12 protein-coding genes and 1 pseudogene are annotated in these 13325 nt (G+C 61.3%); 5 read left to right on the top strand and 8 right to left on the bottom strand.

Going from position 1 to position 13325, the window contains the following annotated elements:
- Window position 1 precedes the first annotated feature (1 nt).
- Window positions 2-1354, bottom strand: a complete 1353-nt coding sequence (locus tag HK44_RS26500; RefSeq protein ID WP_019693731.1) for a 3-oxoacyl-ACP reductase — start codon at window positions 1352-1354, stop codon at window positions 2-4.
- 117 nt (window positions 1355-1471) lie between these two features.
- Here HK44_RS26500 and HK44_RS26505 point away from each other — a divergent pair, with 117 nt between their 5' ends.
- Window positions 1472-2749 carry an acetyl-CoA C-acetyltransferase gene (locus HK44_RS26505; protein ID WP_019693730.1) on the top strand — a complete coding sequence of 426 codons (1278 nt, stop codon included), beginning with the start codon at window positions 1472-1474 and terminating at the stop codon, window positions 2747-2749.
- Here HK44_RS26505 and HK44_RS26510 read toward each other — a convergent pair.
- Window positions 2736-3764 carry a bile acid:sodium symporter family protein gene (locus HK44_RS26510; RefSeq protein WP_019693729.1) on the bottom strand — a complete coding sequence of 343 codons (1029 nt, stop codon included), beginning with the start codon at window positions 3762-3764 and terminating at the stop codon, window positions 2736-2738. The genes HK44_RS26505 and HK44_RS26510 overlap by 14 nt on opposite strands.
- Before the next feature lie 83 nt (window positions 3765-3847).
- Here HK44_RS26510 and HK44_RS26515 point away from each other — a divergent pair, with 83 nt between their 5' ends.
- Window positions 3848-4639 carry an AraC family transcriptional regulator gene (locus HK44_RS26515; RefSeq protein ID WP_019693728.1) on the top strand — a complete coding sequence of 264 codons (792 nt, stop codon included), beginning with the start codon at window positions 3848-3850 and terminating at the stop codon, window positions 4637-4639.
- Between the two features lie 176 nt (window positions 4640-4815).
- Here HK44_RS26515 and HK44_RS30740 read toward each other — a convergent pair whose 3' ends face one another.
- Window positions 4816-5583 carry a methyl-accepting chemotaxis protein gene (locus HK44_RS30740; protein ID WP_371917654.1) on the bottom strand — a complete coding sequence of 256 codons (768 nt, stop codon included), beginning with the start codon at window positions 5581-5583 and terminating at the stop codon, window positions 4816-4818.
- A 90-nt stretch (window positions 5584-5673) separates the two neighbouring features.
- Window positions 5674-6762: pseudogene (locus HK44_RS30745) on the bottom strand (cache domain-containing protein); the annotation flags it as partial.
- Window positions 6763-7131: 369 nt separating this feature from the next.
- Between HK44_RS30745 and HK44_RS26525 the strand changes: the two are divergent.
- Window positions 7132-8025: a PA4780 family RIO1-like protein kinase gene (locus HK44_RS26525; protein WP_019693726.1), complete on the top strand. Its 894-nt coding sequence runs from the start codon at window positions 7132-7134 to the stop codon at window positions 8023-8025.
- A gap of 50 nt (window positions 8026-8075) precedes the next feature.
- Here the strand turns inward: HK44_RS26525 and cueR are convergent, their stop codons facing one another.
- From cueR to HK44_RS26540, 3 genes are all read right to left on the bottom strand, one after another.
- Window positions 8076-8489, bottom strand: a complete 414-nt coding sequence (gene cueR, locus HK44_RS26530) for a Cu(I)-responsive transcriptional regulator (RefSeq protein ID WP_019693725.1) — start codon at window positions 8487-8489, stop codon at window positions 8076-8078.
- Complete coding sequence (locus HK44_RS26535) at window positions 8486-10882, bottom strand: heavy metal translocating P-type ATPase (RefSeq protein WP_019693724.1); 2397 nt, start codon at window positions 10880-10882, stop codon at window positions 8486-8488. The genes cueR and HK44_RS26535 overlap by 4 nt, the downstream gene beginning before the upstream one ends.
- A 169-nt stretch (window positions 10883-11051) precedes the next feature.
- Window positions 11052-11429, bottom strand: coding sequence for a hypothetical protein (locus HK44_RS26540; protein WP_019693723.1), 378 nt, complete (start codon window positions 11427-11429; stop codon window positions 11052-11054).
- A gap of 146 nt (window positions 11430-11575) precedes the next feature.
- Here HK44_RS26540 and HK44_RS26545 point away from each other — a divergent pair, with 146 nt between their 5' ends.
- Window positions 11576-11776, top strand: coding sequence for a heavy-metal-associated domain-containing protein (locus tag HK44_RS26545; protein WP_019693722.1), 201 nt, complete (start codon window positions 11576-11578; stop codon window positions 11774-11776).
- A gap of 94 nt (window positions 11777-11870) precedes the next feature.
- On the top strand, window positions 11871-13064 hold the full coding sequence (locus tag HK44_RS26550) for a multidrug effflux MFS transporter (protein ID WP_019693721.1): 1194 nt from the start codon (window positions 11871-11873) through the stop codon (window positions 13062-13064).
- A gap of 1 nt (window position 13065) precedes the next feature.
- Here the strand turns inward: HK44_RS26550 and HK44_RS26555 are convergent, their stop codons facing one another.
- Window positions 13066-13236, bottom strand: coding sequence for a hypothetical protein (locus tag HK44_RS26555; protein WP_019693720.1), 171 nt, complete (start codon window positions 13234-13236; stop codon window positions 13066-13068).
- Between the last annotated feature and the right edge of the window lie 89 nt (window positions 13237-13325).

Below are 13325 nucleotides of genomic sequence, written 5' to 3' on the forward strand. Positions count from 1 at the left end.
TTCAGGCCCCCAATACACTTTGCCCACACACCCGCAGCGCTTGCCCGCTGACCGCGCCGCTGCCGGGTTGGGCAAGCCAGGCCACGGCTTCAGCAACGTCTTGCGGCAGTCCGCCTTGGCCCAGTGAACTCATGCGTCGCCCGGCCTCACGCAAGGTAAATGGAATCTGCGCGGTCATTCGGGTTTCGATAAAGCCTGGGGCGACAGCGTTGATGCTGATTCCGCGCGCTGCCAACAGTGGCGCCCAGGCCTGCGCCAGACCGATCAGCCCGGCCTTGCTCGCGGCGTAATTGGCTTGCCCGCGATTGCCGGCGATGCCGCTGATCGACGCCAGCAGAATCACCCGACCGTTATCGTGCAGGGCACCGCTGTCGAGCAGCGCTTTGGTCAACACTTGTGGTGCATTCAGGTTCACTGCGAGCACCGCATCCCAGAATTCCGGCGTCATGTTGGCCAGGGTTTTATCGCGGGTGATGCCCGCGTTATGGACCACAATGTCGATGCCGTTCGGCAATTGCCCGATCAATTGCGCGGCGGCGTCTTCGGCGCAAATATCGAGGGTGATGCTGTGGCCGCCGAGGCGGGAGGCGAGGGCATCGAGGTCGGTCTTGGCCGGTGGCACATCCAGCAGCACCACCTGCGCACCATCGCGGGCCAGGGTTTCGGCGATCGACGCGCCGATACCGCGAGCCGCGCCCGTGACCAGCGCAGTGCGTCCCGCCAGTGGGCGAGTCCAGTCCTGGACCTGAGTATCGCAAGCGTTCAGTCGCACCACCTGTCCTGAGACATAAGCACTCTTTGGCGAGAGGAAAAACCGTAGCGCCCCTTCGAGTTGGCCTTCAGCCCCGGCCCCGACGTACAGCACCTGCAAGGTGCCGCCACTGCGCAGTTCCTTGGCCAGCGAGCGACTGAAGCCTTCGAGTGCACGTTGGGCACTGGCGGCGAACGGGTCACTCAAGGTCTCCGGTGCGCGCCCGAGAATCACCAGATGGGCGCTGTGCTCGAGGTTTTTCATCAACGGCTGAAAGAACTCTCGCAGCTGCTTGAGTTGACCGGTCTGCATCAGGTCACTGGCATCGAACACCACGGCTTTGAGTTTGGGACCGTGGCCTGGAATCCACGCCTGGGCCGGCAAGGGTTCGGGGCCGTAGCTGTAAATCTGCTCGGTGAGTTTGTTGGCAAACGCGCTGATGTTCTGTGACAACGGGCCGCCACCTATCAACAGCGCGCCATCGACGGGCCTCAGGCGGCCTGCCTCCCAGCGTTCCAGACGAACCGGCGACGGCAGGCCAAGGGCCCCGACCAGGCGGTGGCCGAGGGCCGAATTGGCGAAGTCGATATAGCGGTCAGACATGGAAGGCTCTCCGGCAGTGGGGGGCAAGGTGTGGACCATGAATCGCGATCAGTCGTTCGACCCACGAGATAAGGCCTACGCTTGTGGGTTATGCCTTTCACAGAATAGGAGCTTTTCATGACTCAGCTGCGCCGCGTCGCGATCATCGGCGGTAATCGCATTCCTTTCGCCCGTTCCAGCGGGCCGTATGCCACCGCCAGCAACCAGGCAATGCTGACAGCGGCGCTCGAAGGCTTGATCGAACGCTACAACCTGCATGGCCTGCGCATGGGCGAAGTGGTGGCGGGGGCGGTGCTCAAGCTTTCCCGGGACCTCAACTTGACCCGCGAATGTGTGCTCGGCTCGCGGTTGTCACCAACCACCCCGGCCTACGACATTCAGCAGGCTTGCGGCACCGGGCTGGAAGCGGCGTTGTTGGTGGCGAACAAGATTGCCCTGGGGCAGATCGACTGCGGCATTGCCGGTGGTGTCGACACCACGTCCGATGCGCCGATCAGTGTCAGCGACGGCTTGCGCAAGATTCTGCTGCAAGCCAACCGCGCCAGGAGCACCGGCGACAAGCTCAAGACTTTCCTGCAAGTGCGCCCCCGGCATTTGATCCCCGAGTTTCCGCGTAACGGCGAGCCGCGTACGGGGCTATCGATGGGGCAGCATTGCGAGTTGATGGCGCAGACCTGGAACATTCCCCGTGCCGAGCAGGATCAGCTGGCGCTGGAAAGCCACCAGAAAATGGCCGCGGCCTACGCCGAAGGCTGGCAGAACGATCTGATGACTCCATTCCTCGGCCTGACCCGCGACAACAACCTGCGCCCGGACGTGACGCTGGAAAAACTCGCGTCGTTGAAACCGGTTTTCGACAAGAGCGGCAAAGGCACGCTCACCGCCGGCAACTCGACACCGCTGACCGATGGCGCGTCGCTGGTGCTGCTCGGCAGTGAGGAGTGGGCGAAAGAGCGCGGCCTGCCGATCCTCGCTTACTTGCGCGACGGCGAAGCGGCAGCGGTGGATTTCGTCAATGGTGCCGAAGGATTGCTGATGGCGCCGGTCTACGCGGTGCCGCGTTTACTGGCGCGCAACGGCCTGACCTTGCAGGACTTCGACTACTACGAAATCCACGAAGCCTTCGCCGCGCAAGTGCTCTGCACCTTGAAAGCCTGGGAAGACTCGGACTACTGCAAAACCCGGCTCGGCCTCGACGCCCCGTTGGGCTCGATCGACCGCAGCCGGCTCAACGTCAAAGGCAGTTCACTGGCGGCCGGGCATCCGTTTGCCGCGACCGGCGGGCGCATCGTCGCCAACCTTGCCAAGCTGCTGGACGCCGCCGGGAAGGGCCGCGGGTTGATCTCGATATGCGCCGCTGGCGGTCAGGGTGTGACGGCGATTATTGAGCGCTGAGGGCCGCCGCATTTTGTTGCTCGGCCAATACCCGATTGCGATTGGCATAACGCTCGGCCATCACCGAACAGACGACCAGTTGCAGCGGGTGATAGATCATGATCGGCAACAGGATCAGGCCCAGTCCCGGGTTGGCACCGAAGATCAGCGCGGCCATTGGTGCACCGGCGGCCAGGGATTTTTTGCTGGCGCAGAACACTGCGGCGATCTCATCGGCGGGGCTGAACTTCAGGGCGCGGGCGGTGCTAGTGGTCATCCACAGAATAATCGCCAGCAGCACGGCACTGCCGACCAATGCACTGAGAATCACCGTGTTGCCCTGTTGCTGCCACATCCCGGAAACCATCGAGTTGCAGAAGGCCGCGTACACCAGCAGCAGGATCACCAGTTTGTCGACGATGTTGGTGTAGCGCTTGTGGCGACTGAAAAACTTGCCGAACACCGGCCGCAGCAACTGACCCAATACCAGCGGCAGTAATAACATGGCGCAGAGATCGAGCAAGGTTGAGCCCAGGTCGATACCGCCGGCACCGCTGCCCACCACGAAACTCACCAGCAACGGCGTGAGGAAAATCCCCAGCACGCTGGACAGGCTGGCGTTGAGAATCGCCGCCGGCACGTTGCCACCGGCGCTGCCGGTCAAGGCCACGGAAGAGGAAATGGTCGAGGGCAGGGCACACAGGTAGAGGAACCCGAGCATCAGCAGCGACGGAATGTGTGAACCCAGCAGCTTGTCGCTCACCAGCCAGATCAGCGGGAACACCAGAAAGGTGAAGCCCTGGACCATGAGGTGCAGGCGCCAGTTTTTCAAACCGTGGCGAATCTGTTCGCTCGACAGGTTGACCCCGTGCAGGAAGAACACCAGGAACACGCCGATGTTGATTACCCACTCGGCATGCATCGTGCCACCCGTCGCACCGAAGCGCGGGAAGACGTACGACAGCAGCGTGGCGATCAGCATCCCGCACAGGAACCAGTCGGTGACCACGCGTTTGAGGTGTTTGAAGGCATGCATAACGGGCACCGAAGGCATTGTCAGAAGGGATGACCTAGCCTAAGGTCAAGACTTCCGCCCGTCTTGCGACATAAGGCCAATCAATGCCGGCTAACGGACAAGTTTCCCTCGAACGGACCATCCCGACCCTGACGGCGTTGCCACGCCCGCTGTATGCCCGTGCGGAAAGCCTCAGCGCCGGTTCGTGGACGCCACCTCATCGCCACGATTGGGTGCAGTTTTCCTATGCCATCAGCGGCGTGCTCGGCGTACACACCGCCGAGGGCAGTTTCTTTGCGCCGCCGCAGTGGGGGATCTGGATTCCGGCTGATCTGGAGCACCAGGTGGTGACCTCGATGCGCGCGGAAATGCGCAGCCTCTATGTGCGGCGTGAGGCATGTGCCTGGGCGGACGAGCGTTGCCGGGTGCTGGAAGTCACGCCGCTGGCGCGTGAGCTGATCAAGAGTTTTTGCCTGCTGCCGGTGGACTATCCGGAGGGCGACAGTCGTGAAGCACGCCTGGTCGAGGTGCTGCTGGATCAGTTGGCGAGCCTGCCGGAAGTCGGGTTCTCTCTGCCGTTGCCACGTCACCCGCGTTTGCTTGCGCTGTGCAACGAGCTGATCGAAAGCCCCGAGCAGAACGTGACGTTGCATGAATGGGCCGAACGATTGGGGACTTCGGAGAAAACCTTGATGCGCCTGTTCCAGCGTGAAACCGGATTGAGTTTCCGCAGCTGGCGCCAGCGTATGCGGCTGTTGTCGTCATTGAGCTTGTTGGAAGACGGTAACAGCGTGACTACGGCGGCGCTGTCGAGCGGTTATGACTCGACCTCGGCGTTTATTGCAGCGTTCAAAAGCCTGTTCGGGTTTACCCCAGGCGAGCTGTTCAAACAGTAATTGTGGCGAGGGAGCTTGCTCCCGCCGGCCGGTCCGCGCTCGGGCGAAGCAGTCGTAATCCAGAAAATGCGGTCTACCTGATAGACCGCGTTGACTGAATGGGGACCGCTTCGCGCTCCAGCGGGAGCAAGCTCCCTCGCCACAGGGGGTAGTGTCTGCTGGGTCGATCGAGGTGATTAAGTACGGAACCGCCGCACCAACCCGTCCAGCTCATTCGACAGCCCCGCCAGACTCTGGGAGTCGAGCCGTGCCGAGTTGGCCAGTTCGGCTACCAACTGCGCATCGCCATGGATCTGGCTGATGTGGCGGTTGATGTCTTCAGCGACCTGATGCTGTTCTTCAGCGGCGGTGGCGATCTGGGTGTTCATGTCGCGGATCACGTCCACCGATTCGCGGATTTGCCCAAAACTGTTGCGTGCTTCGCCGATCCGGCTGACTGACTGTTGCGACACCTCAAGGCTGGCGTGCATTTGCTGGGTGACCTGACTGGTGCGCTTGGCCAGGTTGCCGAGCAGTCCGTCGATTTCCGCGGTGGAATCGGCAGTGCGTTTGGCCAGTGCGCGAACCTCATCGGCCACCACCGCAAAGCCACGACCTTGCTCGCCAGCGCGGGCGGCTTCGATCGCGGCGTTCAGCGCCAGCAGGTTGGTTTGCTCGGCGATGGAGCGAATGGTGCCGAGGATCGACTGAATGTCATTGCTGTCGCGTTCCAGCTGCTGCATCGACTGCGCCGATTGCTCGATTTCCTGGCTCAACTTGTCAACGCTGTGCACGGCGGCATCGATCTGTTGCTGACCTTCGCGGGCCTGGCGCTGACCGCTGTCGGCCGACTCGGCGGCCTGGCTGCAGGAACGCGCAACTTCGTTGGCGGTGGCGACCATCTCGTGGAACGCCGTGGACACCATGTCCACCGCTTCACGTTGGCGCCCGGCCGCGTCGGCCATGTCGCTGGAGACCCGGGTCGCGCTTTGCGAGTTGGCAAGAATTTTGGTCGCAGCGCCGCCGATGTGCTGGATCAGGCTGCGAATCGCGGCAAGGAACTGGTTGAACCAGTTGGCCAGTTGCGCGGTTTCGTCGCTGCCACGGATCTGCAGGTTCTGGGTCAGGTCACCTTCACCTTGGGCAATGCCTTCCAGACCGCTGGCAACGCTGCGGATCGGCCGCACGATGAGGCTGGCGAAACTGGCGCCGACCACGGCGAAGAGTACAGCCAGTACGGTGGCGATGATCGCGATCAGCCAGGTCAGCGCAGTGGCTGAACTCATCACGTCGGTTTGCTTGATCAGGCCGATGAAAGTCCAGCCCAGTTGCTCCGACGGCCAGACGTTGGCCATGTAGCGCTCACCGTTCAACTCGACTTCGACCAGGCCTTTGCCGGCCTTGGCCAGTTGTGCGTAACCGTCGCCCAGGCTGCTCAGCGCTTTGAAGTTGTGCTCTGGCTGTTTCGGGTCGACCAGCACAGTGCCGTTGTTTTCCATCAGCATGAGGTAACCGGTTTCACCGAGCTTGATCTGTTTGACGATCTCGGTGAGCTGCTTGAGCGTCACGTCGATGCTGACCACGCCACCATTGGTGCCGAGCTTGTTGTCGAGGGTGCGCACGGTACTGACGTAAGTCGCGTCATCCTGAGCCCAGTAATACGCTTGCGTGCGAAACGGTTTGCCCGGTTTGGCTTGCGCCGCCTTGTACCAGGGACGCTGGCGCGGGTCGTAGTTGGCCAGCTTCGGATCATCGGGCCAGGACACGTAACCCCCGGCACTGGTGCCGATGATGGCGTACGCGTATGAAGGATGACTGGCGCCCAGGTCTTGCAGCAAGGCAAACACCTGCTTGTCCATCTCGCCTTGCGCAATCTGCGTCGCATTGGCGCTCATGTAGGTCTTGAGGCTGGCGTCGGTATTTTTGAGCAGCGGCTGGGAGGCCAGGTAGTTGACGTTCTGGCTGATGCCGTCAAAGAATAGTTGCATGGCGTTGCTGACCTGGCGGATCTCTCGACCGCTGCCGTCGACAAAGTTATCTTTGGCATCGCTGCGCAGGTTCATGACCACCAGGGTGGCGACCAGCACAACCGGCAAGCAGGCGATGATTGCAAACGCCCACGTCAATTTTTGTTTGATGTTCATCCGCGCTCCAGATTTTTTTCTTATTAAGCCCACGCAGTGCTGATGACTCGCGGATTGTCGGACAAATCCCTTTCTCCTTGATGACTTCGGCCGCCAGGGGCAGAAATTGAGGACTATTGGTGAAAATCCTACAAAGAGTGGCTTGGCTGATCTCAGACGCTGTCGCAAATGCCTTCTGATCCAGTCGCCAACGTGCGGCAGACTCTCAGCTATGATCTTCTTCGTTCAATAGGGTTTGCCTGACTAATCTGGCACATTGGGTGCATCTGCAACGTTCATAGGTCGGCAACCCCTCCCCGACGGGAGAGGATTGCCGTATAACGAATGACATTCGCGTGTTTGGTAATAAAGGACCCACAATAAAAGCTGATGAAGACTCCAAAACGCATTGAACCGCTGATCGAGGACGGTCTGGTTGACGAGGTGCTGCGCCCACTCATGAGTGGTAAAGAAGCAGCTGTTTATGTGGTGCGCTGCGGCAACGAGTTACGTTGCGCCAAGGTTTACAAGGAGGCGAATAAACGAAGTTTTCGTCAGGCGGCCGAGTACCAGGAAGGACGCAAGGTCCGTAATAGCCGTCAGGCTCGTGCCATGGCCAAGGGTTCCAAGTTCGGTCGTAAAGAAACCGAAGACGCCTGGCAGAACGCCGAGGTTGCGGCATTGTTCCGTTTGGCCAGTGCCGGGGTGCGAGTGCCCAAGCCGTTCGACTTCCTGGAAGGCGTGCTGCTGATGGAACTGGTGGCGGACGAGTACGGCGATGCCGCGCCGCGTCTCAACGACGTAGTGCTGGAAGCGGATCAGGCGCGTGAATACCACGCCTTCCTGATTTCGCAGATCGTGCTGATGCTGTGTACCGGTCTGGTGCACGGTGACCTGTCCGAGTTCAACGTACTGCTGACCCCGGCCGGCCCGGTGATCATCGACCTGCCCCAGGCAGTCGACGCTGCCGGTAACAACCACGCGTTCAGCATGCTGGAGCGCGACGTGGGCAACATGGCCTCGTACTTCGGGCGCTTTGCGCCGGAATTGAAGCGGACCAGGTACGCCAAGGAAATGTGGGCGCTGTATGAGGCCGGCACCCTGCACCCGGCCAGCGTGCTGACCGGTGAGTTCGACGAGCCGGAAGAGTTGGCGGACGTTGGCGGCATCATGCGTGAGATCGAGGCCGCGCGCCTTGACGAGGAGCGTCGGCAAGCGGTTCGCGCCGCAGACGACGCACCGCCGAGTAAAACCGAAGAACCGCCTCCACCGTGGATGCAGTGATCGGTTGAATGAAAAATCCGGCTTCGGCCGGATTTTTTGTGAGCGTCAGATCAGGCAGTCGATGGCTCGGTGCAGCAGCCCGACGCCAGCTCCTTGAGAATCGGGCAGTCCGGGCGGTGATCGCCCTGACAATGTTCCACCAGATCCTGCAAGGTGTCGCGTAACTGGCCGAGCTCGCGGATTTTCTGGTTCAGCTCATCGATGTGCTGGCGGGCCAGTGCCTTGACGTCGGCGCTGGCCCGTTGGCGGTCCTGCCACAGCGTCAGCAGTTTGCCGACTTCTTCCAGAGAAAACCCGAGGTCGCGCGAACGCTTGATGAACGCCAGGCTGTGCAGGTCGTCATCGCCATAGATGCGGTAGCCGCTGTCGGTGCGATGGGCTGCCTTGAGCAGGCCGATCGATTCGTAATAGCGAATCATCTTGGCGCTCAGGCCGCTGTGTCTGGCTGCTTGGCCGATGTTCATTCAACGTCCTCCAGGTCTTTCGGCTTCCAGGTCTTGAGCAGTAAAGCATTGCTCACCACGCTGACGCTGGACAAGGCCATTGCCGCACCGGCGATCACCGGGTTGAGCAAGCCGAAGGCTGCCAGCGGAATTCCGATCAGGTTGTAGACGAAGGCCCAGAACAGGTTCTGGCGGATCTTCGCGTAGGTTTTGCGGCTGATTTCCAGCGCCGCCGGCACCAGGCGAGGATCGCCGCGCATCAAGGTGATTCCGGCCGCGTGCATCGCCACGTCGGTGCCGCCGCCCATGGCGATGCCGATATCTGCCGCCGCCAGCGCGGGAGCGTCGTTGATGCCGTCGCCGACCATCGCCACGACGCCGGTCTTTTTCAGCTCCGCGACGGTCGAGGCTTTTTCGGCCGGCAGCACTTCGGCGTGAACATTGCTGATGCCCAGCGCTTCAGCGACTACTCGGGCGCTGCCACGGTTGTCACCGGTGAGCAGGTGACTGCCAATGTGCTGCTCGTTGAGCGCTTCGATGGCGTGCAGCGCACCAGGCTTGAGAGTGTCGCCAAAGGCGAACAGGCCGAGCACCTTGGGCGCGGGGCTTTGTTCGATCAGCCATGACAAGGTTCGACCCTCGGCTTCCCAGGCGTTGGCGGATTCGCTCAAGGGACCGGCGTTCAAGCCGCTTTCTTCCAGCAGACGGCGATTACCCAGCGCCAATTGGCGACCTTCCAGCGTGCCGGCGATGCCGCGACCGGTCAGTGATTGGCTGGCGCTGACATCGGCTACCGGCAAGTCACGCTCGGCGCAAGCGTCCAGTACGGCTTTGGCCAGCGGGTGCTCGCTGCCACGTTGCAGGGCGCCGGCCTGTTGCAGCAGGGTCGCCTCGTTGCCGTCGACGGCACTCAAGTGAGCGATGCGCGGCGTGCCGGACGTCAGTGTGCCGGTCTTGTCGAACACCACCACGCTGACTTCGTGGGCGCGCTCCAGCGCTTCGGCGTCCTTGATCAGAATGCCATGGCGCGCGGCCACACCGGTGCCGGCCATGATCGCGGTCGGTGTGGCCAGGCCGAGGGCACAAGGGCAGGCGATCACCAGTACCGCGACCGCATTGATCACCGCCGTTTCCAGCGGTGCGCCGTACAGCCACCAGCCGATCAAGGTTGCCAGCGCTAAGAGCAGCACGACGGGTACGAACACCTGGCTGACTTTATCCACCAGTTTTTGAATCGGTGCCTTGCCGGCCTGGGCGTCTTCGACCAGACGGATGATTCGCGCCAACACGGTTTCCGCACCAAGCGCTTGAGTCCGAACCAGTAGCCGGCCTTCGCCGTTGATCGCACCGCCAGTGACTTTGTCGCCGGGATATTTGGGCACAGGCAGGCTTTCACCGCTGATCAGCGCTTCGTCGGCATGGCTCTGGCCTTCGATCACTTCACCGTCCACCGGGAAACGTTCACCGGGTTTGACCAGCACCAGATCGCCTAGGCGCAACGCGCTGATGGCGACGTCCTGTTCACGGCCGTCGATCAGCTGAATCGCTCGCTCCGGTCGCAAGGCTTCAAGGGCGCGAATGGCGCTGGCGGTCTGGCGTTTGGCGCGGCTCTCGAGGTATTTGCCGAGCAACACCAGCGCGATCACTACCGCCGAAGCTTCGAAATAAAGATGCGGCATGCTGCCGGCACTGGCGGTGGCCCACAGATAAATGCTCAAGCCATAACCGGCACTGGTACCCAGGGCCACCAGCAGGTCCATATTGCCGGCGCCCGCGCGAACGGCCTTCCACGCGGCGACATAAAAGCGTGCACCGAAGATGAATTGCACTGGCGTCGCCAACGCAAACTGTGCCCAGGCCGCAAGCATCCAGTGCAGGCCGAACGGCTGCACCAGCATTGGCAGCACCAGCGGCAAGGCCAGCACGATTGCCAGCAGCAGGCTCCAGCGCTCACGGCGCAGACGCTGTACCTGATCGTTATCGGTGGCTTGCTCGGCTTGCCAGACGCTGGCGGTGTAACCGGCCTTGCTGACGGCATCAATCAACAGCTGCGGATCGATCTGACCGAGGAGCTCGAGGTGCGCGCGTTCGTTGGCCAGGTTGACGCTGACGCTGTTCACCCCGGCGATTTTATTCAAGGCACGTTCGACCCGACCGACACACGAGGCGCAGGTCATACCGCCAATGCTCAATTCGAGGCTGTGTGCGGGCACGCTGTATCCGGCTTGCTGCACCGCTTCCATGAGCGCTGGCAAACTGTCGCGGGGGGCCTGGACGCGCGCTTGCTCGGTGGCCAGGTTGACGCTGACGCTGCTTGCGCCAACAACTTTGCTCAACGCACGCTCGACACGTCCGGCGCAACTGGCGCAGGTCATGCCGGATATCGGCAGATCGAAGGTGATGGAATCGGACATCGGTCTTACTCCCTGTAGAGATGACCTACAGGATCAACCTTGCCACGCGGGCAAGGTCAAGCGCTATGTAGGAGCAAGGCTTGCCCGCGATGAACGATGATGCGGTTGGCCTGAACCACCGCGTTGCCTGCATCGCGGGCAAGCCACGCTCCCACAGAAAACGGGTGGATCAATACCCCAGCGCGGCGGGCTTGAGGTACATGCCTTGCTGATTCATGGCAATGCGGAATTTCAACAGGTCACCCGCCCGCAGCGTGATGTTCTGCGAACCCGGTGCCAGCATCCCGGCACTGCAACCTGGCGCCTGGCCGGGCAGCAGTTTGAGCCGCAAGGAGTAGTTACCCGGCGGCAAATTGAACGAGGTGCTTTGCTCCTGGAACAACCGCGCTGACAACTGATCCTGGATGTACACGCCAATCTCGCACGAGGTCGCGACTTCCAGGCGCTCGCGAGAAATGATCAACACACCGTAGTCTTCGGCATTGACCGAGGGCGCAGCGGCGAAAAGACTGAGCATGCTGAATAGGCTGAAAGCTGACCAGCGCATGGCTGCATCTCCTGCTTTTGAGTCATTGATGGCGAAGCTTGGCCGAGCGCGGCGATGATTGCCAGCCCGGCAGATCAAAGCAGAACTTGACCTTGCCACGGTGGCAAGCTCAAGACTGACTTCAACCTCATCAAAGGAGCTCTCTCATGCAAGTATTCAACGTTCAAGGAATGTCGTGCGGTCACTGTGTGCGGGCCATTACCCAAGCGCTGCAAGCCAAGGATCCGGCGGCCGGTGTTCGGGTCGACCTCGCAACGAAGGAGGTTGGCGTCGAGAGCGGTGAACTGTCTGCTGAAGAAGTCATCAACCTGATCAGAGAAGAAGGTTATGAAGTGACGCTGGCCTGAACCTTTTTAATAGTTAGCGACCTATCTGAATGTTCAAGGCGTCCAGGCGCGGCTAGACTGTGGGGCTGCCGACTGACGTATCACTGGACGCCTGATGAACCTCCGCACCCTTCTGATTCTTGGCGCCTTGAGCGCTTTCGGGCCGCTGGCCATCGACTTCTATCTGCCAGCCTTCCCGGCCATGGCGGCAGCTTTCGGTACTGATGAAAAACATGTCCAGTTGACCCTGGCAGCCTATTTCCTGGGCTTGTCGATTGGTCAGTTGGCTTATGGCCCGGTGGCCGATCGCTTCGGCAGACGCATTCCATTGCTGGTGGGCGTCGGTCTGTTCACTCTGGCCTCGTTGGTGTGTGCGTTTGCGCCAAGCCTTGAGTGGCTGATCGCGGCCCGTTTCGTTCAGGCGTTGGGCGGCTGCGCCGGGATGGTGATTTCCCGCGCGGTGGTCAGCGACAAGTGCGACGCGGTGGGTTCGGCGAAAGTCTTTTCCCAGCTGATGCTGGTGATGGGCCTGGCCCCGATTCTTGCGCCAATGCTCGGCGGTCTGCTGGTCAACCTGTATGGCTGGCAATCGATCTTTATCGCCTTGACGGTGTTCAGCGCATTGTCAGCCCTGGCGGTTGCCGTGGGCCTGCCGGAAAGCTTGCCGGCCAACCAGCCACGTCAACCATTGTCGGGTGCCCTGCGCCAGTACGGTCGGCTGCTGTCGGACAGGATCTTTCTCGGACATGCCTTGACCGGTGGCATCGCGATTGCCGGGATGTTTGCCTACATCGCCGGTTCGCCTTTCGTGTTCATCAAGCTTTACGGTGTCCCGGCCGAGCACTTTGGCTGGCTGTTCGGCACCAATGCGGCGGGCTTCATTCTGGTGGCGCAGGTCAATGCCCGGTTGCTCTCCAAGCGCGGCCCGGCCTTCTTGCTGGCGCGCACCGTATGGATTTATCTGGCGGCAGGCTTGACCTTGCTGGCGGTCAGTTCACTGCATACCGAGCATTTGTGGCCGTTGCTGATCCCGCTGTTCATCTGCATCGCAAGCCTGGGTTGCATCATTCCCAATGCGTCGGCGTGCACCATGAGCGGACAGGGCGCGCGCGCAGGCAGCGCTTCGGCGATGCTCGGTTGCTTGCAGTTCAGTGTTGCCGCTGGAGCGGCGGCGTTGGTGGGCGTACTGCACGACGGCACAGCGATGCCGATGGCGATGGTCATCAGCCTGTGCGGAATATTAGTGGTGAGCGTCGCGATGCTCACCCGTCGGCTGCAAGTTGCCCGGGCAGCGCAAGCCGTGACTTGAGTCAGCCGGTTGCTCGTTGCTGGCGTTCGGGGAGTTGATGAGGAGCGTGCAAGCGAGCCTCGAGGGTCGAGGTAAAAGCGCGAGCTTCGGCTTCACTGCGGAAGTTCACCGCGTGGTTGTCCAGGCGGACCTGCCACTGGGATTTTGCCAATTCTTTTATCAGGATCTTCATTGCTGACTTCCTCACCTAAAAGACTGCATTGCGGGAAGCTCGATTGTAGACCTGAATCAAATCGGATTTGTGACGCGGATCAACTCCTC

The organism is Pseudomonas fluorescens HK44, assembly GCF_000217955.3.
In the GTDB taxonomy this organism is placed as follows: domain Bacteria; phylum Pseudomonadota; class Gammaproteobacteria; order Pseudomonadales; family Pseudomonadaceae; genus Aquipseudomonas; species Aquipseudomonas fluorescens_AQ.